Annotated in this window: 22 protein-coding genes; 11 read left to right on the top strand and 11 right to left on the bottom strand. The window is 73.1% G+C overall.

The genetic code is table 11. From position 1 onward, the window contains the following. Window positions 1-97: 97 nt before the first annotated feature. Window positions 98-922: an SDR family NAD(P)-dependent oxidoreductase gene (locus tag ACBR40_RS08190; RefSeq protein ID WP_371248148.1), complete on the bottom strand. Its 825-nt coding sequence runs from the start codon at window positions 920-922 to the stop codon at window positions 98-100. 55 nt (window positions 923-977) lie between these two features. Here ACBR40_RS08190 and ACBR40_RS08185 point away from each other — a divergent pair, with 55 nt between their 5' ends. After that, window positions 978-1,574, top strand: coding sequence for a TetR/AcrR family transcriptional regulator (locus ACBR40_RS08185; protein WP_371248147.1), 597 nt, complete (start codon window positions 978-980; stop codon window positions 1,572-1,574). Window positions 1,575-1,603: 29 nt separating this feature from the next. Here ACBR40_RS08185 and ACBR40_RS08180 read toward each other — a convergent pair whose 3' ends face one another. Both ACBR40_RS08180 and ACBR40_RS08175 read right to left on the bottom strand, forming a co-directional pair. Next, entirely contained in the window at window positions 1,604-3,814 is a 2,211-nt protein-coding gene (locus ACBR40_RS08180) for an alpha/beta fold hydrolase (RefSeq protein ID WP_371248146.1), read from the bottom strand. Next, window positions 3,811-4,704, bottom strand: coding sequence for an ABC transporter ATP-binding protein (locus tag ACBR40_RS08175; protein WP_371248145.1), 894 nt, complete (start codon window positions 4,702-4,704; stop codon window positions 3,811-3,813). The genes ACBR40_RS08180 and ACBR40_RS08175 overlap by 4 nt, the downstream gene beginning before the upstream one ends. Window positions 4,705-4,835: 131 nt before the next feature. Here ACBR40_RS08175 and ACBR40_RS08170 point away from each other — a divergent pair, with 131 nt between their 5' ends. Beyond that, a complete protein-coding gene (locus ACBR40_RS08170) occupies window positions 4,836-5,891 on the top strand; it encodes a sensor histidine kinase (protein WP_371248144.1) in 1,056 nt (351 codons plus the stop codon). Then, window positions 5,879-6,556: a response regulator gene (locus tag ACBR40_RS08165; protein WP_371248143.1), complete on the top strand. Its 678-nt coding sequence runs from the start codon at window positions 5,879-5,881 to the stop codon at window positions 6,554-6,556. The genes ACBR40_RS08170 and ACBR40_RS08165 overlap by 13 nt, the downstream gene beginning before the upstream one ends. Here the strand turns inward: ACBR40_RS08165 and ACBR40_RS08160 are convergent. From ACBR40_RS08160 to ACBR40_RS08145, 4 genes are read right to left on the bottom strand one after another with little or no spacing between them, the layout of a single operon-like run. Then, complete coding sequence (locus tag ACBR40_RS08160) at window positions 6,541-7,308, bottom strand: SDR family NAD(P)-dependent oxidoreductase (RefSeq protein WP_371248142.1); 768 nt, start codon at window positions 7,306-7,308, stop codon at window positions 6,541-6,543. The two genes, ACBR40_RS08165 and ACBR40_RS08160, sit on opposite strands and share 16 nt — an antisense overlap. 26 nt (window positions 7,309-7,334) lie before the next feature. Further along, window positions 7,335-8,357, bottom strand: coding sequence for a zinc-dependent alcohol dehydrogenase family protein (locus ACBR40_RS08155; RefSeq protein ID WP_371248141.1), 1,023 nt, complete (start codon window positions 8,355-8,357; stop codon window positions 7,335-7,337). A gap of 26 nt (window positions 8,358-8,383) precedes the next feature. Continuing rightward, window positions 8,384-8,542, bottom strand: a complete 159-nt coding sequence (locus ACBR40_RS08150; protein WP_371248140.1) for a hypothetical protein — start codon at window positions 8,540-8,542, stop codon at window positions 8,384-8,386. Next, window positions 8,511-8,870 carry a carboxymuconolactone decarboxylase family protein gene (locus ACBR40_RS08145; protein WP_371248139.1) on the bottom strand — a complete coding sequence of 120 codons (360 nt, stop codon included), beginning with the start codon at window positions 8,868-8,870 and terminating at the stop codon, window positions 8,511-8,513. The genes ACBR40_RS08150 and ACBR40_RS08145 overlap by 32 nt, the downstream gene beginning before the upstream one ends. Before the next feature lie 235 nt (window positions 8,871-9,105). On the opposite strand from ACBR40_RS08145, the gene ACBR40_RS08140 reads away from it, so the two are divergent. The 4 genes from ACBR40_RS08140 to ACBR40_RS08125 all read left to right on the top strand — a co-directional run bounded on the left by ACBR40_RS08140 (window position 9,106) and on the right by ACBR40_RS08125 (window position 12,444). Then, window positions 9,106-9,984 (top strand): helix-turn-helix transcriptional regulator, encoded by an 879-nt coding sequence (locus tag ACBR40_RS08140; RefSeq protein WP_371248358.1) that lies wholly within the window; start codon window positions 9,106-9,108, stop codon window positions 9,982-9,984. A 301-nt stretch (window positions 9,985-10,285) separates the two neighbouring features. Beyond that, entirely contained in the window at window positions 10,286-11,131 is an 846-nt protein-coding gene (locus ACBR40_RS08135) for an aldo/keto reductase (protein ID WP_371248138.1), read from the top strand. Window positions 11,132-11,146: 15 nt separating this feature from the next. Then, window positions 11,147-11,455, top strand: coding sequence for an aldo/keto reductase (locus tag ACBR40_RS08130; protein WP_371248357.1), 309 nt, complete (start codon window positions 11,147-11,149; stop codon window positions 11,453-11,455). Between the two features lie 2 nt (window positions 11,456-11,457). After that, window positions 11,458-12,444, top strand: a complete 987-nt coding sequence (locus ACBR40_RS08125; protein WP_371248137.1) for an aldo/keto reductase — start codon at window positions 11,458-11,460, stop codon at window positions 12,442-12,444. Between the two features lie 287 nt (window positions 12,445-12,731). Here the strand turns inward: ACBR40_RS08125 and ACBR40_RS08120 are convergent, their stop codons facing one another. Both ACBR40_RS08120 and ACBR40_RS08115 read right to left on the bottom strand, forming a co-directional pair. Beyond that, the gene (locus ACBR40_RS08120) at window positions 12,732-14,141 is read right to left on the bottom strand and encodes an alpha/beta hydrolase family protein (protein ID WP_371248136.1); all 1,410 of its coding nucleotides are present in this window, start codon (window positions 14,139-14,141) and stop codon (window positions 12,732-12,734) included. A 118-nt stretch (window positions 14,142-14,259) separates the two neighbouring features. Next, window positions 14,260-14,658 carry a nuclear transport factor 2 family protein gene (locus ACBR40_RS08115; protein ID WP_371248135.1) on the bottom strand — a complete coding sequence of 133 codons (399 nt, stop codon included), beginning with the start codon at window positions 14,656-14,658 and terminating at the stop codon, window positions 14,260-14,262. 88 nt (window positions 14,659-14,746) lie between these two features. Between ACBR40_RS08115 and ACBR40_RS08110 the strand changes: the two genes are divergently transcribed. The 4 genes from ACBR40_RS08110 (at window position 14,747) to ACBR40_RS08095 (ending at window position 18,756) form a co-directional block, all read left to right on the top strand. Continuing rightward, window positions 14,747-15,514 (top strand): helix-turn-helix domain-containing protein, encoded by a 768-nt coding sequence (locus ACBR40_RS08110; protein ID WP_371248134.1) that lies wholly within the window; start codon window positions 14,747-14,749, stop codon window positions 15,512-15,514. Window positions 15,515-15,584: 70 nt separating this feature from the next. Further along, complete coding sequence (locus ACBR40_RS08105) at window positions 15,585-16,268, top strand: TetR/AcrR family transcriptional regulator (protein WP_371248133.1); 684 nt, start codon at window positions 15,585-15,587, stop codon at window positions 16,266-16,268. Beyond that, complete coding sequence (locus ACBR40_RS08100; protein ID WP_371248132.1) at window positions 16,265-17,164, top strand: ATP-binding cassette domain-containing protein; 900 nt, start codon at window positions 16,265-16,267, stop codon at window positions 17,162-17,164. The genes ACBR40_RS08105 and ACBR40_RS08100 overlap by 4 nt, the downstream gene beginning before the upstream one ends. Beyond that, entirely contained in the window at window positions 17,161-18,756 is a 1,596-nt protein-coding gene (locus tag ACBR40_RS08095; protein WP_371248131.1) for an ABC transporter permease, read from the top strand. Before ACBR40_RS08100 ends, ACBR40_RS08095 begins: the two co-directional genes overlap by 4 nt. 8 nt (window positions 18,757-18,764) lie before the next feature. On the opposite strand, the gene ACBR40_RS08090 is transcribed toward ACBR40_RS08095, so the two are convergent. Both ACBR40_RS08090 and ACBR40_RS08085 read right to left on the bottom strand, forming a co-directional pair. Continuing rightward, a complete protein-coding gene (locus tag ACBR40_RS08090) occupies window positions 18,765-20,057 on the bottom strand; it encodes an MFS transporter (RefSeq protein ID WP_371248130.1) in 1,293 nt (430 codons plus the stop codon). Further along, the gene (locus ACBR40_RS08085; protein ID WP_371248129.1) at window positions 19,975-23,904 is read right to left on the bottom strand and encodes an NACHT and WD repeat domain-containing protein; all 3,930 of its coding nucleotides are present in this window, start codon (window positions 23,902-23,904) and stop codon (window positions 19,975-19,977) included. Before ACBR40_RS08085 ends, ACBR40_RS08090 begins: the two co-directional genes overlap by 83 nt. Between the last annotated feature and the right edge of the window lie 161 nt (window positions 23,905-24,065).

The raw sequence follows: 24,065 nt of genomic DNA, 5'->3' as shown, positions 1-24,065 counted from the left end.
CTGGCCGGCAAGGGGGCTCGTGCTGGTGATCCCGCCGGGTCTGCTCCTCGTCGCCGGCATGCCTCACCTGCGCGGCACCCGTACGCCGAGGACGACGTCAGGACCCTCCGCGCCGGTCTGATCGCCGCCGGCCCATGGACCGGGTCACAGCGCGGAGGGTCTCCTCGAGACGCCGCGCCTCGTTCCAATCCACGGTGAGATCGATCGGCTTGCCCTTCTTCCAGGTCGTGAGCGGCTTGGCCGGCGGATGGTCGATGAGCGCGGCCAGCGGCGGCACGGCCTTGGCCACCGGTTGGGCGAACATCGCCGACGCCACCCGTACGAGGCCGCGCAGCGGCTGCGTGAAGGGCTCGTGCAGGCCGGTCGCCACGAACACCGGGTTGTACAGCACGTACTTCGTCCGCTCGGAGAAGTAGGCCGTGCCCAGCAGTTCGCTGGCCGCGGCTCCCTGCATGGTCGCGGTCAGCCCCCGGTAGTCGTCCTTCAGCTGGAGGTCGTCCCAGTGGATCCGGCCACCTCGACCGGCGCCGCACAGGTTGACGATCACCGGTGCCGGTGCGTTCTCCAGCGAGGCACGCAGTCCTTCGGCCATGAGCCAGCGGTTGACCACGTAGAGGGCGAAGGTGTGCTCGAAACCCTCGTCGGTCTCCACGCGTACGGGGTTGAACCGGAACGCGGCGAGCACCAGCGCGTCGATCACGGGGTGCTCGGTGCCGAGTCGTTCGATCAGCTCGCGGGTCCGGCGCACGGAGCTGAGGTCGGCTCTGACGAATCGGGCCTTCGGTGCCGCCTCGCGCAGGCGCCGCCCGCCCTCCTCGCTGCTGCCCACGGCCACGACGTGGTCGCCGAGCTCGGTGTGGTGGCGGGCGAGGGCCTTGCCGATGCCGTGCGTGCCGCCAGTGATCACGATCGTCCGCGCCATAACTTGAGGCCCTCCTCAACTTGAGATGGGCCTCAACTTAGCTAGGATTCCGGGCATGCGCAAGGACGCCGTGCACAACCGGGAGCGCCTCCTGCGAGCGGCCCGGGAGCTGTTCGCGGACCGGGGGCTCGACGTGCCGCTCGAGGAGATCGCACGCTCGGCCGGCGTCAGCATCGGGACGCTCTACAACCGCTTCCCCACACGCGACGCCCTGGTGGAGGCGGTGTTCGCGGATCGCGCGGCGACCGTGGCCGAGCTGGCCGAGCAGGCGCTGGCGATGAACGACGCCTGGGAGGGGTTCGTCGCGTTTCTGACCGGCGTGTGCGAACTGCAGGCGGCTGACCTCGGCTACAACGACCTCGCCGCGCGGACGGTGGCGGTGGACGGGGATCGCGGATTCGGCCTGATGGGAGAGATCCTCGAACGCGCCCAGCGGTCCGGGGGCCTGCGGGGCGACGTCACACTCGCCGACATGGCGTTCGTGGTCTGGGGTGTGGCGGCGACCGTCAGGGCCACGGCCAAGGTGGCGCCGGGAGCCTGGCGGCGCCACCTCGCCCTCGCCCTGGACGGCCTGCGCGTCGCCGCCGCCCGGCCCCTGCCGGCGCCGCCCATGTCCGTCGCGCAGACCCGCGCCGCGATGCGGGAGTGCTGACCAAGGGCTTGCGCCGAGCGCTCGGCGGATCAGCTCTCCGCGCGGCAGACGGTGTTCGCGGGCGGGACGCGGAGGTCGACGAAGTACCGGTTGGCGTGCGCGATCGTGCAGGCGTCGCCCGTGTGGTACAGCCCGTGCCCGTGCCCCTCGAAGCGGATCGTGCCCGATCCCGGCACCCGGAGGGCGAGGTCGGCGGTGTCGGCGTAGTCGGTCCACGTTCCCGCGCCGACGAACGGCGGCAGCTGGTTCACGGGAAGAGGAGCGGCGGGTTTGCGAACCGGTTCCGGCCAGCCCACGCAGCCCAGCGGGTGCCACAGCTGGTTGCCGGACAGGTGCGGTGCGATCCGCTCGCCCAGGGCTCGCAGGCGGCGGTACTCCGCGTAGTCGCTATAGCGGATTCCGTCCAGGCAATGGGTCATGTTCATCCCGACGAACGAGGGCGGCTTCAGGCTGCCCAGCGTTCCCGCCTTGACGTAGTCGGAGAATCCGGTGGCGTCCCCCTTCTCCGCCCGCCTGATCGCCTGGGCCAGCTCCTTCCACCGGGCGTTGTCCGTGCCGGGCGTGACGAGGTCGGGCATGGCGGCCACGGTGATGTCGAAGCCGCTGTAGGCGACTCCCTTCTCGGCCGGTACGGGGGAGCGGTCGGCCGCGGAGCGGAGTTCGTTCCACACCGTGCCGACGTCGCGTCCGTGCAGGGCGCAGGCGGAGTCGTGCGCGCACCACTGGCTGAAGCGGGTGAACTGCGCCTCCATGAGGGCGTATCGCGCCCGGTCCTCCTCGCTCTTGTCCCGGAGCGTGTTGACGGTCCCGTCCAGGTACATCGCCCGCACCCGGCCGGGGAAGAGCCTGGCGTACGCGAGCCCGGGGACGCCGCCGTAGGAGGTCGCCAGGAAGGTGAACCGCCGCTCGCCCATCGCCGCACGGATCGCCTCAATGTCGCGCGCGAAGGAGGCGGAGTCGAGGTGGCCGAACAGCTCGGGGTCGGCGGCGCGACAGCGCTCGGCGGCGGCCCGGTTCGAGCGGGCCAGCGCGGCCCACTCGCGCTCGTCGCCCGGCGGGGTGATCCACGGGCCGGTGGTGAGGCAGTCCTGGTCGAGGACGCCCAGCTCGATGCCGTTGCGCGGCAGGAGGCTGACGACGTCGAACCGGTCCCGGATCTGGGCGAAACTGCCCGTGTGCCGCTCCAGGTCCTCCACTCCGGACCCGCCCGGCCCGCCGGGGATGGAGAACAGCACGCCGATGCGGTGGCGCCGGCCGGTGTGGGGCAGCATCGCGAGGGGGAGCGTGATCGTACGGCCCCGGGGTTCGGACCAGTCGACGGGGACGCGGATCTCGCCGCAGAGCAGCTTGTCGCAGGGCCTCCACGTCAAGGTTGACTCGGGAGCGGCGGCGGCGGACACCGGCGCGGCGCCCACCAGCAGGATCGTGGCGACCGAACCGGCGAGCAGCGGCCGGAGCCGGTGCCCGCGCAGCGCGATGGCGACCGCCGCGGCGGCCATGGCGGCCACGGTGTACGCGGCCAGCAGTGCGCCGGCGGCGAGCGGGGTGAGCAGGCCGTCGGCCGCGATCTGGCCGGGCAGCGCCCCGACGAGGTGCGCCCCGATCTGGTCGCCGAGCGGACGCGGCAGGGTCTGCGCGGCGACCGGCAGGATCAGCAGCAGGACCATCAGCGTGACCAGCGTGCCCGCCGTGGAACGGATGGCCGTGCCGAGCCCCAGCCCCATGAGCGCGACGAGCGGCATCGAGGCGCCGGTGATCAGCAGCCCGGCCAGGACGCCCGGCTCGGACAGGGAGGCGCCGAGCGTCTCCCCGTCGAGTAGCACGGTGCCGGCTCTGGCGCCGAGGACCGCCATGGTGGCGGCGTACATGCCGAAGACCAGCACCTGCCCCGCGACCAGGCTCACGGCCACCAGGACCGCGATCTTCGCGAGGAGGAAGGTACGGCGGGCCGGGACGGCGGTCAGGCTCGTGCCGATGTGGCCCGTGCCGTACTCGGTGGTGATGGAGAGCGCGCCGAGCGCGCCCATCACGAGGTGGGCGAAGGGCAGGCCGGTGCCGAGCCCGTCGCCCAGGCTGCCGAAGCGGCGCTGCTCCGCGCCCTGCTGGGCGTCGAAACCGCGCGTGACCAGGAAGGCCACGCCGGCGCTGAGGCCCACCGCGATCAGCGCGGACAGCAGCAGGCAGAGGTTGGAGCGGAGGGTTCTGAACTTCAGCCACTCCGCCGCGATCGCGTCCTTCATCGCGCCACGTACTCCCTGCTGTCGCCGGTCAGCTCCATGAACGCCTCCTCCAGGGACGCCTCGCGCGGCGTGAGCTCGTACAGCGCGATGCCGTGGGCGAAGGCCAGCTCGCCGATGCGCCGGGCGTCGAGCCCGGTCACCGCCAGCCCGTCCTCCGCCCGGACGACGCCCCCGTTCGCCCGCAGCACCGTCGCCAGCGCCGCCGGGTCGGCGGCGCGGACGAGCACGTCGCGCCGGTGCCGCTCGGTGAGGGCCGCCATGGCCGTGTCGGCGATCAGGCGGCCGCGCCCCACCACCACGACGTGGTCGGCGGTCACGGCCATCTCGGCCATCAGATGGCTGGAGACGAGCACCGCCCGGCCCTCCGCGGCCAGCGCGCGCATCAGCTCGCGGATCCACCGCACGCCCTCCGGGTCCAGCCCGTTGACCGGCTCGTCGAACATCAGCGCCTCCGGATCGCCCAGCAGCGCCACCGCGATCCCGAGCCGCTGCTTCATGCCCAGGGAGAACCGCGCGATCCGCCGGTCCGCCGCGGCCGTCAGCCCCACCCGGTCGATCACCTCGTCCACCCGGGCCGGGCCGATGCCGTTGCTGCGCGCCACGCAGGCCACGTGCGCCCGCGCGGTGCGGCCGCCGTGGACGGCTCCGGCGTCCAGCAGCGCCCCGAGCGTCAGCAGCGGGCGTGCGAGCGAGGCGTAGGGCCGCCCGGCGACCAGGGCGGTGCCGGACTGCGGGGCTTCCAGGCCGAGGACGGCCCGCATCGTGGTGGACTTCCCGGCGCCGTTGGGTCCGAGGAAACCGGTCACCTGGCCCGGTTCGGCGGCGAAGGTGAGCGTGTCCACCGCGGTGGCGTCGCCGTACTTGACGGTGAGGTCGTTGACTTCGATCACGGGCTTCAGCCTCGCCGCGCGTGCACGCGCCCTCCATCCGCCTGCGCCCAGCACGGGAGGTGGGATTTTCCGCCCCCGGAGGTAGGGCTGGACCTACCGTGGGACCGGTGATCGGCGGGCAGACTGGCGGGGTGAGCAGAGTCAGGAGGGGGTTGATCGCGGCGGCCGGGGTGCCGCTGAACGCGATCACGGGTGTGGCCGTGGTCCTCGCCTGGGTGCCGGCCGTCCGCGCGGCCCTCGTCTCGCTGGAGCGGGCGTGGGCGGGAGCGGCGCTGGGCCGGGCCGTTCCGGCGCGTGAGCCCGGCGGCCTGCGCGTACTGGCCTGGCTGGCGGTCAACGCCGTCGTGGGACCGGCGCTCCTGACGGCGGTGGCCGCCATGCTGAACACCGTGGGCGTCATCTCCTCCCTGAACCCGGCCGTCAACAGCCCGAGCGTGACCTTCACGCTCAGCCTGACGCTGCTCACCCTCCCGGCGCTCGCGGTGGTCGTCGCCGCGCTCCTGGGGCTGGCCGAGGCCCGGCTCGCCGAGCTGCTCCTCGGCGGTGGCGGCTCGCTGGCCCAGCGGGTACGCGAGCTGACCGCCTCCAGGGCCGCCGCCGTCGACGCGCGGGCGGCCGAACTGCGCCGGATCGAGCGCGACCTGCACGACGGCGCCCAGGCCAGGCTCATCGCCGTACGGATGAGCCTCGGCCTGGCCAGGAGCGCCGGCGACCCGGCGCAGGCCCGCGAGCTGATCGAGGAGGCGTGGGAGTCGGCCGGGCAGGCCCTCACCGACCTGCGCGACCTGGTGCGCGGCATCCATCCGCCCGTGCTCGCCGACCGCGGCCTGGCGGGCGCGATCGAGGCGGCCGCCCTCCTCTGTCCCGTCCCGGTGGCCACGGACCTCGTCCTGACCGGCCGTCCCGAGCCGCCGGTCGAGTCCGCGCTCTACTTCGCCGCGGCCGAGGCCATGTCCAACGTCACCAAGCACAGCCGGGCCACCCGCGCATGGGTACGTCTGCGCCGCACCGGCGACGGCCTCCGCCTGGTCGTGGGCGACGACGGGCACGGCGGCGCGGATCCGGCGGCGGGCACCGGCCTGCGCGGGATCGCGGAACGCCTGTCCGCGTTCGACGGGACGCTGACCGTGCAGAGCCCGCCGGGCGGGCCGACCGTCCTCACGATGGAGCTGCCGTGCGCGTGGTGATCGCCGAGGATCTCGCCCTGCTTCGCGACGGCCTGATCCGGCTGCTGTCGGCGCACGGCTTCGAGGTCGTCGAGGCGGTGGACAACGGCCCGATGCTCCTGACGGCTCTTCTGGAGCGGACCCCCGACGTGGCCGTCATCGACGTACGGCTCCCGCCCACCTTCACCGACGAGGGCCTGCGCACCGCCCTGGAGGCCCGCCGCCGCCGGCCGGGGCTTCCGGTGCTGATCCTGTCGCAGTACGTCGAGCAGCTCTACGCCCGCGAGCTCCTCTCGGACCGGTCGGGCGGCATCGGATACCTCCTGAAGGACCGCATCGGCGACGTGGCGGAGTTCGTCGAGTCGGTACGCAGGGTCGCCGGCGGCGGCACCGCCATGGACGCGGAGGTGATCTCCCAGCTCCTGACCCGCCGGTCGAGGGACGAGCCCCTGGCCGGGCTGACCGTCAGGGAGCGCGAGGTCCTCGCCCTGATGGCGGAGGGCCTGTCCAACCTGGCGATAGCGGCCCGCTTCGGGGTCACGGACAAGGCGATCGGCAAGCACACCAACAACATCTTCGCCAAGCTCGGCCTCCCGCCCTCCGACGACCACAACCGCCGCGTCATGGCCGTCCTCGCCTACCTCCAGGCGGGCCCCGTCTCGGGGGTCGATCAACGGGCGACGTAGCCGCCGTCCACGGGCAGGGCGACACCGATCACGAAGCCGGCTCCCGGGCTGCACAGCCACAGGACGGCCTGCGCGACCTCCTCGGCGGTGCCGAGCCGGTTGACGGGCTGGTTCGCCTCGGCCTCGGCGAGGTCGAGCTCACCCTTGGCGATCATGTCGCTGACCATGGGGGTGTCGATGGTGCCGGGACAGACGGCGTTGACGCGGATGCCGCGCGGCGCGTATTCAAGGGCGGCGCTCGTGGTGAGGCCGATGACGCCGTGCTTGCTCGCGTGGTACGAGGCCCGCCCGGGAAGGCCGACGAGCCCGCCGAGCGAGGAGCAGTTGACGATGGCGCCACTGCCCTGGGCGCGCATGTGCCGCAGCTCGTGCTTCATGCTCGCCCAGACGCCGCGCAGGTTGACGGCGTTGACCCGGTCGAAGGCCTCGACGGCCTCGTCGGCGGCGTCACAGGGCGGGATCTGGATGCCGGCGTTGTTGTAGGCCATGTCGAGACGGCCGAACATCTCGACGGTCCGGTCGACGGCGGCGGCGACCTGGTCCTCGTCGGCGACGTCGCAGGTGAGGGCCAGGACCCGGTGGCCGGCGTCGGTGAGGTCCTTCGCCGCGGCGTCGAGGGCCCGCGTGTCGACGTCGGTGAGGGCGACGGCGGCCCCGGACTCGGCGAAGGCGCGGGCGGTGGCCAGCCCCATCCCGGAGGCGGCTCCGGTGACGAGGGCGACCTGCCCGGTGAAGTCGTAGACGGGATTCATGCGGTGGTTTCTCCTCGGCGGGCGGTTCAGGGGCGGAGCAGGGTCTTGACGGCGCGGCGCTCGTCCATGGCCCGGTAGCCCTCGGCCGCCTGCTCCAGCGGCAGCGTCAGGTCGAAGACCTTGCCTGGGTCGATGGCGCCGTCGAAGATCAGCTCGATCAGGTGGGGCAGGTACTCGCGTACCGGGGCGGGACCGCCGTGCAGGTGCACCAGGGACATGAACAGCTCGTCGCCCGGCAGCGCGACGTCGTGGGAGACGCCGACGAAGCCGACGTGGCCGCCGGGGCGGGTGGAGCGGATGGCCTGCAGCATCGACTCCTGGGTGCCGACCGCCTCGATGACGCTGTGCGCGCCCAGCCCGTTCGTCAGCTCCTTGATCTTCTCCACGCCCTCGTCGCCGCGTTCGGTGACGATGTCGGTGGCGCCGAAGGAGCGGGCCAGCTCCTGCCGCGCGGCGTGGCGGCTCATCGCGATGACGCGTTCGGCGCCGAGCTGCCTGGCCGCCAGCACGCCGCACAGGCCGACGGCGCCGTCACCGACGACGGCGACGGTCCTGCCGGGCCCGGCCTCGGCGGCGACGGCCGCGAACCAGCCGGTGCCCAGGACGTCGGAGGCGGCCAGCAGGCTGGGCACCAGGCCGGCGTCCGGCGTGCCGGGCGTCGCGACCAGCGTGCCGTCGGCCAGCGGGATCCGGGCCAGCTCCGACTGGGTGCCGATGGTGCCCATCAGGACCCGCTGGACGCATGCGCACTGGTAGCCGGATCGGCAGATCTCGCACGTGTTGTCGGAGGCCCAGAACGAGCCGACCACGAACTGGCCGGGCTTCAGCGTCCGGACCTCGCTACCGACCTCCTCCACGACGCCGACGTACTCGTGGCCCATCGGCGTCGGCCCGTCGATCTTCTCCACGCCGCGGTAGGGCCACAGGTCCGAGCCGCAGACGCAGGTCGCGCTCAGGCGGATGATCGCGTCGGTCGGTTCGATGATCCGCGGGTCCGGGCGGTCCTCGACGCGGACGTCGCCCGGTGCGTACAGAACTGCTCCACGCATGGGTGGTGTCTCCTTCGCTATCGGTCTCAGCGGCGGGTGCTGAAGCGCGCGGCTCCGTACTCGGCGTCGCTGACGTGTTCGAGCCGGCTGGTCTCGTCGCCCCGGTGGATCACGTCCCACCAGGCGTCGCCGGTGAGCAGCTCGGCCGGGGCTTCACTGGTCGGGGGCCGCTCGATGAGCCGCATCTCCGCTCCCCTCTTCGACGATCTTCTTCAGCCGGCTCATGGCGGTCATCGCGTTCGGCCAGCCGGCGTAGAAGGCCAGGTGGGTGATCGCGTGCTTCAGCTCCTCGGCGCTCAGCCCGTTGTCCATGGCCGTCTTCAGGTGGAAGGGCAGCTCGTTGCCCCGGTACAGGGCGACCAGCGCCGCCACCGTGACCAGGCTCCGATCCCGCCGCGACAGCCCCTCGTCCGGCCACACCTGCCCGAACAGCACGTCGTCGGTCAGGTGCACCAGCTGCGGCGCGAAGCCGCCGAACATGGCCTGGGCTCCGGTCGGTTCATGGGTCGGCATCCGTGTCTCCCTCCTCGAATCACCCTCGGCTTCCCGGGAGCGGCCCGGCCGGTCCCCGCATCAGCGGAGAATGGCCGCCGCCCGGGCATTGCTTTGCCCGCGATGGCGCGGTCCGTCACGCCGTGGGACAACGCCCAGGAAACCGGCTCCATCTCGCGCCCGGGAGGTCGGGTTTATCGGGGGACAAGCTCAACCCCTTTCCGCCCACACTGCCTACCCTGGGGTCATGAGCCAGATCGACCATCGTGCCGAGGTCCGCGAGTTCCTCAGCTCGCGCCGGGCCCGCATCACCCCGGAGCGGGCAGGGCTGCCCTCCTACGGCGGTAACCGCCGCGTGAAGGGCCTGCGGCGTGAAGAGGTGGCGATGCTCGCCGGTGTCTCCATCGACTACTACGTCCGGATGGAGCGCGGGAACCTGTCCGGCGCCTCCGACGGCGTGCTCGACGCCCTGGCCCGCGCCCTGCAACTGGACGAGGCCGAACGCGACCACCTGTTCGCTCTTGCCAGGACGGCCGGGTCGGGCCGGCGCCGCCGCGCGACGCCGACCAAGGTGCGGCCGGTGATCCAGCAGGTGCTGGACGCCATCACCGAGGCCCCGGCCTGGGTACGCAACGGCCGCCACGACATCGTCGCGATGAACCGGCTGGCCCGCGCCCTGTACGTGCCCGTCCTGGCCGACCCGCGCCGCCCGGCGAACACCACCCGGTTCGTCTACCTCGACGAAGCCGCGCGCGAGTTCTTCGTCGACTGGGACCGGATCGCCAACGACGCCGCCGCCATGCTCCGCCTGGAGGCCGGCCGCAACCCGCATGACCGGGCGCTGATCGAGCTGGTCGGCGAGCTGTCAACGCGCAGCGAGCTGTTCCGGCGGCGCTGGGCCTCCCACGACGTGCAGTACCACCGCAGCGGCATGAAGCGGCTGCGCCACCCGGTGGTCGGCCGGCTCGATCTGGACTTCGAGTCGATGGAGCTGCCGTCCGAGCCCGGCCTGACCCTCAACATCTACACCGCAGCCCCCGGCACCCACACGGCCGACGGCCTGAAGCTGCTCGCCAGCTGGGCGGCCACCCAGGACCTCGCCGAGGTCCAGCCGGCGGCTCCGGACCAGAGCTGACCCACGCCCGGCGGCACGAGCCCGCCGGCCGCACGACGGGCCTGTGCACCTCGTTGGGAGGCCCTGTCATTACCTGTAACAGCAGACCCTGCCGCATGCCGGAACGAGCCGGTTGAATGGTGCTCGACCAGCCGGTTCGAATCCTGGCGACCGCGGAGGCACCGCTCACCGGCTGCCCGCCGGTTTGCCGACAACGGACCTCGCCCCGGCATGCCGCTCACCGGGCCTCGACCCGCCAGGGGTAGGTCCCACGACGACCACCGGCGATGGAGAACCTCATGCGAGCGACGGAAAGGTCATCATGAAGCACATCACGCTCGGCAATCTGGACGTCTCCCGCATCGGGCTGGGCTGCATGGGCATGTCCCACGGTTACACCGGCGCCGGCAGCGACGACGCCGAGTCCATCCGCACGGTCCACCGCGCCCTCGACCTGGGCGTCACGTTCCTGGACACCGCCGAGATCTACGGCCCGTACGTCAACGAGGAGCTCCTCGGCAAGGCGCTCAAGGGCCGGCGCGACCAGGCGGTGATCGCCACCAAGTTCGGCCTGGTCTCCCACGCGGGCGCCGGGCCCTGGAACCTCGACAGCAGCCCGGCCAACATCCGTACCGCCGTCGAGGGCTCGCTGCGCCGCCTGGGCACCGACCACATCGACCTGTACTACCAGCACCGGGTCGACCCGAAGGTGCCGTCGGAGTACTCGCTGTGGACCCGCGACCAGGAGCAGGTGCTGCCGCTGCTGCGTGAGCTGGGCATCGGCCTGGTCGCCTACTCGCCGCTCGGCCACGGCTTCCTGACCGGGAAGATCCGCAGCGAGAGCGACTTCGGCCCCGACGACTTCCGCTCCACCAACCCGCGCTTCACCGGCGAGAACTTCCAGCGCAACCTCGCCCTCGCCGACGCGGTGCAGGCCGTCGCCGCCGAGGCCGGCGCCACGCCCGCGCAGGTCGCGATCGCCTGGCTGCTCAGCAAGGGCGACGACATCGCCCCCATCCCGGGCACCAAGCGGGTCTCGCGCCTGGAGGAGAACGCCGCCGCCGACGACCTCGTCCTGACAACCGGGCAGCTGGCGAAGCTCGATGCCCTGCCCCCGGCCGCCGGCGGCCATCACAACGAGGCGCAGATGCAGATGATCGAACGATGAAAGGCGGGCTACCGGCTGCTCGACACCGCCGCCGTCTACCGCAACGAGGAGGCCGTCGGCCGCGCGATCAACAGCAGCGGCATCCCGCGCGAGGAGCTGTTCGTCACCACCAAGCTGTGGATCTCCGACGCGGGCGAGGACGCCGCCCGGCGGGCCTTCGACACCTCGTGGCCGAGAACTTCGACGTCTTCGACTTCGAGCTCTCCGACGACCAGATGGGCCGCATCGCCGGTCTGGACACCGGGGCCTCGCTGTTCTTCGACCACCGCGACCCGGCCGTGGCCGCGCAGCTCGGCAACCTCCGCGACACCGACTGAGAGGTGACCATGCACACCAGGACACTCGGACAGGACCTGCAGGTGTCGGCCGTCGGGCTGGGCTGCATGGGCATGTCGCAGAGCTACGGCCCCAACCCGGGCACCCGCGACGACATGATCGGCGTGATCCGCTCCGCCCTGGACGCCGGGGTGACCTTCCTCGACACCGCGGAGGTCTACGGCCCGTACCACAACGAGGAACTCGTGGGCGAGGCCGTCGCCCCGATCCGGGACCAGGTGCAGATCGCCACGAAGTTCGGCTGGGACATCCGCGACGGCAGATCCGTCGGCCTGAACTCCCGGCCCGAGCAGATCCGCAAGGTCGCCGACGCCTCGCTGCGGCGCCTCGGGACCGACCGCATCGACCTGTTCTACCAGCACCGCGTGGACCCGGCCGTGCCGATCGAGGACGTCGCCGGCACGGTGGGCGAGCTGGTGCGGGCAGGCAAGGTCCGGCATTTCGGCCTGTCCGAGGCCTCGGCCGCCACCATCCGCAGGGCCCACGCCGTGCATCCGGTCACCGCGGTGCAGTCGGAGTACTCGCTGTGGACCCGCGACCCCGAGCCCGAGGTGCTGCCCGCCTGCGCGGAGCTGGGGATCGGCTTCGTGCCGTTCAGCCCGCTCGGCAAGGGTTTCCTGACCGGCACGATCGATGCGAACGCCTCCTTCACCGAGGGGGACGTCCGGGCGACGATCCCGCGTTTCGACGCCGAGCACCTGCCCGCCAACCAGGCCCTGGTGGATCACGTGCGCGCGCTGGCCGAGGCCAAGGGCGTCACGCCGGGGCAGCTCGCGCTGGCCTGGCTGCTGGCCCAGCGCCCCTGGATCGTGCCCATCCCCGGCACCCGCCGCCTGTCCCGCCTGCGGGAGAACGCGGACGCGACCGCGGTGGCGCTGTCCGCCGACGAGCGGGCCGACCTGGACGTTCTGGCCGCCCGCGTCGGCGTTTCGGGGAACCGGTACGGCGAGGCGCACATGAAGCTGGTCGGCCGCTGAAGCCCTCGCCCAGGAGCGGTCCCAGTCGCGCTCACCGTTGTCCACCGCGCGCCGGCTTGCCACAGCCGGCTTGCCACAATGGCGATGGCCCGCGGGGAGGCAGCCTGGGCTGTGTCGCCTCACCTCGCGCCGACGTTGCCGCCGGCCTCGACTGGTCCCGGCGAGCCATCGCCTGTTCGCGCCATCGCCTGGCGGGCTGCGCTGCTGCCAGGATTTCCCGCCCCTCTGGACCGTTCGGAGCCTGAGCTCCCGAAATGCCCCCGATGGCAGTGCTCTGCCGTGGCCGCTTACAGGACGGTCAGGTGGCCGTACCTGGAAAGGGCGGCGGCCAGGTCGCCGGGTTCGCCGCGGAGTGCGGTGTCGAGGAAGGCGACGGTGGCCGCCGCGGTGATGCGTGGCCCGGCGGTCCGGCTGAGGGAGCCGACGAGCGTGGGCAGCGGCGGCAGGAAGAGCGGGGCGTCGGTGAAGGTGAGGTGTGCAGAACCTGGGACGGTGAGCCGGTAGCTCGTCGCCGTGCTGAGTTGGAGCACCCGCGTGAGGCGCGAGAGATAGTCCGGCTCCTCGCCCGGCTTCACGTCGTGGGTGAGCGCGAGCACGGGCTGGTCGAACGGTCGCGGCGCGGGGTCTCGCGGGAAGCCGTCGATGTCGATGACGGCCGCGAACCGGGGGTCCTGGCGGGCGGCCTGCAGGGCGGCGGCGCCCCCGAGGGAGTGGCCGGTCGCCGCGGCCCGGCGGATGTCGAGCCGCCCGGTCAGCAGGCCCGGGATCTCGCCGCGGTCCAGTCGGCCGAGCTGGGTGAGGACGAAGCTGAGGTCGGCGGCCCTGACCGCGGTCCACCCGGCCGCGCGCCTGTCGTCCTCCGCCTGGTCGCCGGTGGAGGCGACCCGGGTGCGGATCGTCCGGCCGTCGGTGAGGGTGACGACGGCCGAGTCGTACGGGTGGTCGAGGGCCGCCACGACGTAGCCGCGCCCGGCCAGTTCCTGCGCCCACGCGGTGCTCTGGGTGCGCACGCCGCCGAGCCCGGGCGAGAACAGCACCACGGGGAAGCGGCCGCCTCCGGCGGCCACGGGGGCATCAGGCACGGAGCGCGTGTGGGCGCGTGCCGCCTCGTCGAGAACGAAACGCGGAAGGCCGAGGTAGTCGGCCTCGCCGCGGGCGACGAGCCGCGCCTCCTCCGCCGTACGGCCCAGGTACCACGCCGGCCGGGCGGCAGGATCGCGCCGCGCGGGATACCAGAGCTGGACGACGACCGTCCGCCTGTCATCGGTCCGCGACGTGGCGGTCTCCGCTCGACCGGGGTCGGTCCACTGCACGACGGTGGTGCCGACGGCGTAGGCGCCCGACGGCTCGGGGAACACGGGCCGGGGCAGCGCCCACGCCGCCGCGGCGCCCGCCAGAACCAGTGCCAGGCATGCCGCCGACCCCGGCAGGGCCAGCCACCACCGGGCCCGCCGCCTCCGCAGGGAGAGGGCGCCGGACGTCAGCGCGATGGCCCCGCCCGCGAGGACGGGTATGAGCTGCCAGCGGATCCCGAGCACGGCCAGCACGATCGCCGACACCGCGAGGGCCGCCGCGCCGGCCCACGTCGAGGGCCGGCGCGCGCCGGGCGGCAGCCAGCGGGCCAGCACCAGCACGACGGCGGCCGCCAAGGCCACGAGCTCTGCCAGGGACAGGCCGAACAACACGGTCACAGTCATGGTGATCACGGTGGCGGAGCGGCCTCGGCCGGACATCGGCCCCGATGGGGAAAGTCGTGCGCGACCTCGGTATGACCCCGCACGACCGGTCTGCGACCGGGGTCGCAGGGCCCGCCGGTCAGCGCGGCTCCCACCATGTCAGGTTGGCTTCCGCCTGGGACGCCGGCTCGATGATCTCCCATGCCTCGGCGATCAGACCGTCGTCCAGCCGCCAGACGTCGACGACCGTGATCTCCGGCCCGGCATCGGGCAGCCGGCGCCGCGAGTGCATCACGACGTGATCGCCGTCGGCCAGCACGTGCTCGATCTCGACCTGCATGCCGGCCAGCGGGACGAGCGCGGCGCTCACTGCGGCCAGCCATTCCGGCTTCGTCCTGGCGGTCGCGTCGGGACGGTGGTGCAGGAAGTCGTCGCTCAGCAGGGGCGCGAGCGCGTCAACGTCGCCGGTCGCGACCAGCGCGGTCAGCGCCTGCTGGACGATGCTCTTGTTGTCGTGGGTCATGTTCTGTGTGGTCACGGGCGGCAATGTTTCCGGCGTCCGTGATGCTTGTCGATGAAATCGCATTTCATGGCGTTCCGTAGGTAGGTGAGTAGCATCGGGGCCCATGCACACGGTGGGGGAGTTGCTGCGGGAGTGGCGGCATCGACGGCGGCTCAGCCAGCTCGATCTCGCGATCGCCGCCGACGTGTCGGCCCGTCACGTCAGCCTGGTGGAGACCGGCAAGTCCCGCCCGAGCGCCGAGATGATCGTGCGCTTGGCCGGGCAGCTCGACGTGCCGTTGCGGGAGCGCAACCGGCTGCTGCTGGCCGCCGGGTTCGCGCCCCGCTACGCCGAGCGGCCTCTCGACCGTGAGGCGCTGGCGGCGGCCTGGGACGCGATCGAACGGGTGCTGCGCGCGCACGAGCCGTACCCGGCGTTGGCCATCGATCGCCGGTGGAACATCGTGATGAGCAATCGCGCCCTCGGCCCGTTCCTCGCCGGCGTCGCCCCCGACCTGCTGGTCCCGCCGGTCAACATGGTGCGGATCGGGCTGGACCCGCGCGGGCTCGCCCCGCACATCGTCAACCTGGCGCAGGTGCGCGCGCTGCTGCGTACCCGGATCGCGCGGCAGCTCGCCACGGCTCCTGACCCCGAGCTCACCACGCTCTACGAGGAACTCCTGGCCCCCCATGCGGGAGACCCGGGTCAACCGGCCGGCTCCGAGATCGCCATCCCGATGATCTTCCACTTCGGCGGGCGGGAACTGCGGCTGTTCTCGACGACGACCACGTTCGGCACGCCGATGGACATCACCCTGGACGAGGTCTCGATCGAGTCGTACTACCCGACGGACGCCGACAGCGCCGCCTACTTCACCGCCCCACCCGCCTAGCGGTGACCTCCGCGCCGCCCTACTATGCAACTGAACAGTTCGCTATGCACGTGGATAGGAGCGCGGGGCAGTGACGACATCAGGACCCGACACCGAGGACCTGACCGCTCGCGCGCGGATCAGAGACGCGGCCCTGCGGCATTTCGGGGAGCACGGCTTCGACAGGGCGACGACCCGGGCGATCGCCGAGACCGCCGGCGTCTCCCCGGGGCTGCTGCGCCATCACTTCGGCTCCAAGCAGGCGCTGCGCGAGGCGTGCGACGCCCACCTGGTCAAGCTGATCAGCAGGATCAACGAGCAGGCCGCCGCCGACATGGCCGCGGGCGGCGTGAACGGCGTGAACCACGTCGCGGCCTCCATGGCGGCCCTCGGGCCCTACCAGCGCTACCTGGCGCGCGCCCTGACCGAGGGGCGGGCCGAGCCGGTGTTCGACGCGATGGTCCGGATGAGCGAGCAGTGGCTCGCGGGGCTCGACGAGCGCCGCCCCGACGTCCCCTTCGCCGGCCGCAAGGCCAGGGCGACGGTGGGCACGGCGATGGCCCTGGCCGTCGGGATCCTCCACGAGCACGTGTCCCGAGGGCTGGGCGCCGACGTGTCCGGCGAGGAGGGCGCCCACCTGCTCGCCCTGACCCTGCTCGACCTCTACTCCCACCCCTGGCTCAGCCCGGACGAGGCCGCCGCCTACCGCGACGCCCTGGACAGGACCCGGACGGACGCCGGAACCGCACTCCCGACCGAGGAGGGCCCGCGATGAGTGACGCGTTATCCGTCACAGGCTTGGTCAAGACGTTCGGCTCCACCCGCGCGCTGGACGGCCTCGATCTCGTCGTGGACGCCGGCGAGGTGCACGGCTTCCTGGGGCCGAACGGCGCGGGCAAGAGCACCACGATCCGGATCCTGCTCGGCCTGCTGCGCGCCGACGCGGGCACCGCCCGGCTGCTCGGCGGCGATCCGTGGGCCGCAGCGACGGAGCTGCACCGCAGGCTGGCGTACGTACCCGGGGATGTCGTGCTGTGGCCGCAGTTGTCCGGCGGCGAGGTGATCGATCTGCTCGGGCGGCTGCGCGGGGGGCTCGACGAGCGGCGCCGCGCCGCGCTGCTGGAGCGCTTCGACCTGGACCCCCGCAAGAAGTGCCGCGCCTACTCCAAGGGAAACCGGCAGAAGGTCGCCCTGATCGCCGCGCTGGCCTCCGACGCCGAGCTGCTCGTCCTCGACGAGCCCACCTCAGGCCTGGACCCCCTGATGGAGGAGGTCTTCCGCGAGACCGTCCGGGAGGAGCGGCGCCGCGGTGACCGTACCGTGCTGCTGTCCAGCCACATCCTGGCCGAGGTCGAAGCGCTGTGCGACCGGGTGACCATCGTCAAGGACGGCCGCACGGTCGAAAGCGGGTCCCTGGACGGGCTGCGCCATCTCACCCGCACCTCCATCCAGGCCGACCTGGCGGCGCCGGCGGGGGAGCTGGCCGGCCTGCCCGGGGTGCACGGCCTGCGCACCGAGGGCGGCCGGGTGTGGTTCGACGTGGACACGGCCGGCCTGGACGTCGTGCTGCGGCGCCTCACCCACCTCGGCGTACGCGCCCTCGTCAGCCGGCCTCCCACCCTGGAGGAGCTGTTCCTCCGGCACTACGACCGCACCGGCAGGAGCGCATGAGTCCTCTCGCCGGCACCGGCCACCTGGTCCGCCTGGCGCTGCGCCGCGAACGGGCCGTCGCCCCCTGGTGGATCCTGCTGATCGTGAGCATGAGCCTGGTGATGGTGGCCTACGTCAACCGCTACATGGCCACCCAGGAGCTGAAGCTCACCTACCTCGGCATCATCACCAGGACGCCCTTCCTCCACGCGATCGGCGGCGGCCGGGTGGAGCCCCGGCTGGAGGTGCTGGCCACCTGGCGCAGCGGCGGCTTCCTGTACGTGGCCGGCGCGTTCGCCGCCGTGATGTCGGTCGTCCGGCACACCCGCGGGGAGGAGGACGCGGGCAGGACCGAGCTGGTCCGCGCCGCCGTCGTGAGCCGTCGTGCCCCGCTGGCCGCCGCCGTGCTGGTGGCGGCGGGCATCAGCCTGGCCGCCGGGGCGCTGACCGCGGCCGCGCTGATCACGGTCGGGCTCCCGCCGATCGGATCGATCGCGTACGGAGCCGCCATCGCGCTCGCGGGCTGGCTGTTCGGCGGCATCGCCGCGGTCGCCGCCCAGCTCGCCGCCGGCGCCCGCTCGGCCACCACGATCGCCCTGTCCGTGCTCGGCCTCGCCTACGTGATGCGCTTCTCCGGGGACGCCATGGGACAACCCTGGCTGAAGTACCTGTCGCCCATCGGCTGGAGTCACCTGGTGCAGCCGTACCAGGGCGAGCGGTGGTGGCCGGCCGGTGTCATGTTCGTGGTCGGCGCCGCGCTGCACGCGCTCGCGTTCGGGCTGCTCGACCGCCGCGACCTCGGCGCCGGCGTGCTGGCCGAGCGGCCGGGCCCGGCCACGGCCCCGGAGCTGCGCGGCCCGGTCAGCCTGGCCTGGCGGCTGCACCGCGGCCTGCTCATGAAGTGGGCGGTGGGGGTCGGGGTCTTCGCGGGGGCGGCGGGCGCGCTGTCCCCGCTGACGAACGATCTGCTCACGCGGCCGAGCGTCATGCTGGACACCATCACCGCCATGATCGGCATGCGCTCGCCGTCGCTCGCCGCGTACCTCTGGTACCTGATCATGATCATCGCGTACGCCGTCGCGCTCTACCCGGTGCTCATGGTCATCAGGCTCCGCGCGGAGGAGGTCTCGGGCCGCGGTGAGGCGGTGCTGGCCACCCCGCTGACCCGGCTGCGCTGGGCGGGCGGGCACCTGCTCGTGACCGGGCTCGGCACGGCCGCGCTGATGGCCGTCGCCGGTCTGGTCTTCGGCACGGTGTTCTCGCTGCTCGTCGGCGACCTCGCCACCGACCTGCCCCGCTTCGTCGCGGGGGCGCTGACCACCGTGCCCGCGGCGTGGAGCGTGGGGGCGGTGTGCCTGCTCGCGTACGGGCTCACGCCGCGGACCGGCGTGGCGGTCTCCTGGCTGGCCTGGATCCTGACCTGCGCACTGGGAGAGATCATCTCCCCCTTCTACGGGTTCTTCGGCGGTTTCCCGGTGGAACCGTTCCACTACGTCGCGAACGCGATGACCGGGACGCCGTACGACGCCCGCCCGGCCCTCGCGCTCACCGCGGTCACCGCCCTCCTCCTCGCCGGCGGCCTGCTGGCCCTGCGCCGCCGCGACTTCGGCTGAGCCCGGCGTCAGCGGTCGGGCAGGACGCGCATCGAGCGCAGCGGCGAGGCGAGCGCGATGCCGGTGCCCGCCAGCATCAGGCAGGACGTGACGACCAGGGTCGCCCGCAGGCCGAGCGCCTCACCGGCCACGCCGCCGAGCACCGCGCCGAGCGACTGCCCTCCGTAGGCCAGGAACCGCCAGATGGCGTTGGCGCGGGAGAGCAGCTCCGGAGGGATCAGGGCCTGGCGGAAGGTCTGCTGGTTGACGCCGTACAGGGAGGGGCCGCTGCCCCGCAGGACCTGCGAGAGGACCAGGACCGTCAGCGTCACGGCGAAGGGCCCGGCCGCGGCGGCCAGCACCAGGCCCGCGACCGAGACCAGGAGCATGCCCAGGATGAACGTCGGACCGGGGCCCATGCGGTGGGTGACGCGGGTGGCCACCAGGGCGCCCGCGACGCCGGCCGCGCCGGTGAGCGCGACGAGGACGCCGATCAGGCCGGCCGGCAGGCCGAGGTCGCGTACGAGGTAGAGCACGAGCACGACGGCCTGGGCCTGACCGGCGAACGCGCCGACGGTGGCGGCCAGGATGACCGTGCGCATGACGGGGTGGGCGAAGACCGCGCGCAGGCCCTCGGCCAGGTCGGCCCGCAGCCGCACGGGGCCGCGTCCGCCGCTGACGCGCGGCCGGCCGGCTGCCCGGATGCGGGTCTTGACCAGGGCGGAGATCAGGAACGAGGCCGCGTCGACGGCGATGGCGATCGGCGCGGTGAGCGCCGACACCAGCAGGCCGCCCACGGCCGAGCCGGTGGTGTTCACGGTGGCGTTGCTCAGCATGAGCGTGCTGTTGGCGGCGAGCAGCCGCTCGCGCGGGACGAGGTGCGGGGTGAACGACTGGGCCGCGACCGACTCGAAGAGCGCGGCGATCCCGGCCAGCGTCACCACCGCGTACAGGTGCCAGATCCGCAACTGCCCCAGGACGGCCAGGACGGGCAGCGCGCCGAGCAGCAGCGCCCGGACCGCGTCGGCGACGACGATCGTGCGGCGGTAGGGGACGCGGTCCACCCACACGCCGGCCGGCAGGCCCAGCACCAGGTGCGGTAACAGGCCGAGCGCGCCGAGCAGCCCCATCTCGGTGGCCGAGGCGCCCAGGTGGAGCACCGCGGTCAGGGGCAGCGCCACGGTGGTGACGCTCGACCCGAGCAGCGAGACGGAGTTGCCGGTGAACAGCCTGCGGAAGTCAGGGTGGTGAGCCAGCACCGCCCAGAAGGGTTCCGGCGGCGGCTCTTCGGCGTCGCGTGCCTCGTCCTTGCCACGGATCACGGGGCACGCTAACCCGGACCGGCGACCCGGGCAAATCAGCGCGGCGACGCATGCCCCGGACGGCTTCGGGCCGAGGGCACACCGGTCGGAACTCTTCTCCTGGTACGTACCGGGCCCATTCCGTGGGTGTGAAGGACCGGCCCGCGAGGTCGCACAGGGCAGCGGCCAGGTTCGGGGGAACGGCCACGTTCCACAGGCGCACGGTGTGATCCAGGCCCGCGGTGGCCAGCGTGGTCCCGTCCGGGCTGAACGCCACGGCGGCCGTGACCTCTTGGTGGGCGGTGAGCGAGGTGCCGATGGGATGGCCGGTGGCGACGTCCCACAGGCGTACGGTGTGGTCCTCACCCGCGGTGGCGAGCCTGGCGCCGTCCGGGCTGAACGCCACCGAATAGACCGAGCCCTCGTGGCCGGTGAGCGGGTCGCCGAGCTGCCGGCGGCCGGCGACGTCCCACAGGCGCACCGTGTGGTCCTCACCTCCGGTGGCCAGCCTGGTCCCGTCCGGGCTGAACGCCACCGAATAGACGATCTGTTCGGGGCCGGTGAGCGGGTCGCCGACCTGCCGGCGACCGGCGACGTCCCACAGCCGCACTCTTCCGTCCTTGCAGCCCACGGCCAGGCTGCGCCCGTCCGGACTGAACGCCACCGAACAGACATCCTGACCGGTGAGCGGGTCGCCGATCTGCCGGCGGCCGGCGACGTCCCACAGCCGTACGGTGGTGTCGAACGAGCTTGTGGCCAGCATGGTCCCGTCCGGGCTCAGGGACATCGCCAGGATGGATTCGGCGTGGCCGTGGAGGGGCTTGCCGATGGGATGTCGGGTGGCCGCGTTCCACAGCCGTACGGTGTGGTCGTTGCCGGCACTGGCGAGAGTCCGTCCGTCTGGGCTGAACGCCACCTCGACCACCTCGTCCTCGTGGCCGGTGAGCGGGTCGCCGATCTGCCGGCGGCCGGCGACGTCCCACAGGCGCACCGTGTGGTCCTCACCTCCGGTGGCCAGCCTGGTCCCGTCCGGGCTGAAGGCCACCGAGCGCACGGATTTGTCGTAGCCGGTGAGGGGCTTGCCGACGGGATGCCGGGTGGTCACGTCCCATACCCGTACCGTGTGGTCGCCGGTGCCGCTGCTCCACAATGTCGTCCCGTCGGGAGAGAAGGCCAGGGACAGCACGCTGCGCCCGATGAGGGGAGCGCCGATCTGGCGGTGGGTGGTCATGTCCCACAGCTTGATCTTCCCGGCGGAGGCGGTGGCGAGGACGCTTCCATCCGCGGTGATCGCCGCGGCACCACCCCACACGTCGTCCGCCTCCAGGGGAGGGCCGATCTGACGGCCCGTCCGCACGTCCCATGCCCGCCCCGTCGTGCCCTCCGAGGTGATCAGGGTACGGCCGTCCGGGCTGAAGGCCAGTGCGGACAATCCCCGGGCCTCGGGTGAGTCCTCGACGGAGACGGGGTCGATCTCGCGCAGGGAGAGGGTGTCCCACAGGCGCACCGTCCTGTTGCCGTGATGGGTACGGGCCATGGTCCGCCCGTCCGGGCTGAAAATCGCCGAGATGGAGCCGGCGTAGTCGGGGGTGTGCTCGGCGGCGATCGGCGTACGACGGTTCAGGTCCCACACCCGCAGCGTCCCGCCGGTGTCCATGCTGGCCAGGGTGTGCCCGTCCGGGCGGAACACCACCGCCAGAACGGGGTCGGCCACGGTGAGCGGGGCGCCGAGCTGGCGGCGGGCGGCCACGTCCCACAGCCGGATGGTGCCGTCCGACGAGCCGGTGGCGAGCGTACGCCCGTCGCGGCTGAACGCCACCGACGACACCGGTTCCTCGTGGCCGGTGAGCGGGGCGCCCAGCGGGCGGCGGGTGGCCGTGTCCCACAGCCGTACGGTGGCGTCGCTGTTGTGCGCGCCGGCCATGATCCGCCCGTCGGGGCCGGCCGCCAGCGCGTTCATGAGTCCGGGCAGAACGGCTCGTTCGGGCCGGCTGAGCACGTTGACCATGGCGAGGCGCGCTTCGGGGGTCGGGGCGAGCGCCCAGGCGGTGGTGGCCAGCCGGGCGGCGGTGGCGGGGTCGCCGGTCAGCAGTTCGCTCTGCACGGCGAGCTGCCGGGAGAGGGCCTGGGCGCGCTGGTACAGAGCCAGATCGCGTTGGCGGACGGCATATCCTCCGGCTGCCACGACCACGATCAGCAGCGTGGTGAGCAGGGCGATGAGTTGACGCCTGCGGCGGATCCGGCGGGCGGCCAGGCGGTGCTCGGCGGCCTCGGCCGCCAGGCAGGCGTCCAGGAAGTCCCGTTCGAGGGTGGTCAGGGCGGCCGGCTGGGAGCCGGCCCATTCCCGGGCGGCGCTCAGCCGGGTGCCGCGATACAGCAGCGAGGTGTCGCGGTGCTCGCGTTCCCATGCCTCGGCGGCTTCGGCGAGGCGGCGGTGGGTGCGCAGCCCGGCACGGTCGGCCACGATCCACTCGCGCAGCCGGGGCCAGGCCCGCAGCAGCGCCTCGTGGGCGAGCTGGGCGGATCCGGCGTCCAGGGTGAGCAGGCGGGCGGTGGCGAAGGCGTCGATCACCTCCGAGGTGGGCTCCGGCGGGAAGTGCGCGGGTGGCAGCCGGCGGACGTCGACGGGACGGCGCGTCTCGGGGCCGGACTCCTCGACGCACACCATGTGCAGCAGCAGGCGGCGGGCGATGTCCTGGCCGGTGGGGTCGAGAGCGGTGTAGACGTTCTCGGCGGTGGCGGCGACCGCGCCCGCGATCCCGCCGGTCAGCCGGTAGCCCGCCACGGTCAGCGTGTCGCCGGCGCGGTGCTGCCAGGTCGCCAGCAGCGCGTGGGACAGCAGGGGCAGCGCGCCCGGCTCGTGCGCCGGCCCGCTTTCCCGCCCGTCCGCTCCGGGCGGCACGCCCAGGTCCCGCAGCAGCAGCTCCACCAGCGCCGGCTCCACGCCGAGGCCCGCCTCGCGGGCGGGGCCGGTGATGACCTCGCGCAGCTCGGCGACGCTCATCGGGCCGAGCGGCAGCTGCCCCTCGCGCAGGGCCTCCAGCAGGACGGGGTGGTTGAGGCAGTGGCCGTAGAAGTCGGCCCGCACGCCGAGCACCACAGGTTGACCGGCGACGGCCAGCGCGTCCACGGCCGCGAGGAAGGTACGGCGTTCGGCGTCCTCGTCGCAGAGTGTGAAGATCTCCTCAAGCTGGTCGACCACCAGCACCAGCCGGCGCCGGGGACCGCCGTCGGGTGTCCCGCCGTTCACCGCCTGCGCGACCTGCCCGGCGAAGGCGGCGGGATCGTCCGCGAGGACGCCGGCCAGAGGGGCGGGGTCGAGCCCGGTGAGCGTGCTGATCCTGGCCGGCAGCTCGGCGACCGGATGCGCGCCGGGGGTGAACACGACGGCCGGCCACGAGCGGGATCCGGGCGCCGGCAGCACCCCTCGGCGCAGGGCGGGCAGCAGTCCCGCCCGCAGCAGGGACGTCTTGCCCGCCCCCGAGGGGGCCACCACGATCAACGGCCCGCGCCCCGGCATGCGCTCGGCCAGCCGCCCCACCAGCAGGCTTACCGTACGGTCCCGGCCGAAGAACCAGCGGGAATCCTCGGGCCCGTAGGGCTGAAGCCCTCGATAGGGGCAGCCCCCGCGCGCCTGTGTGATCGACTCGGCCAGCTCGGTCAGCTCGCCGCCGGTCTCCAGAACCGCGTCGCACCGGCGCGCCACCCCCACCGACAGCGCCTTCTCGCCGGTCTCGACCTTGCTCAGGTAGCCCTTGCTGTAGTGGGTCAGCCGGGACAGCTCCTTCAGCGACAGCCCGCGTGCCGCCCGCAGCCGCCGCAGCGCGGCGCCGGGGGTTGTCTCCGGACCGCCCTCGCCCTCGTGCACCCCCGAGACCCTACAAGCCGTGAGGGGCTGGTCGCAGTACGTGGTGCGGCTTGTGGTGGTACCTCCGGGTTTCCCTGGCCACCAGCTCGGGAGGGCGACGGGAAACCCCTACTGCGCCTGCCACGGGCGGCAACACGATCGGTGCACCGGTTCATCCGGAC

The sequence above is a fragment of the Nonomuraea sp. AD125B genome, assembly GCF_041402765.1.
In the GTDB taxonomy this organism is placed as follows: domain Bacteria; phylum Actinomycetota; class Actinomycetes; order Streptosporangiales; family Streptosporangiaceae; genus Nonomuraea; species Nonomuraea bangladeshensis.
Note: the sequence above shows the minus strand (reverse complement) of the source record. Positions and strands in the feature narration are given on the sequence as shown.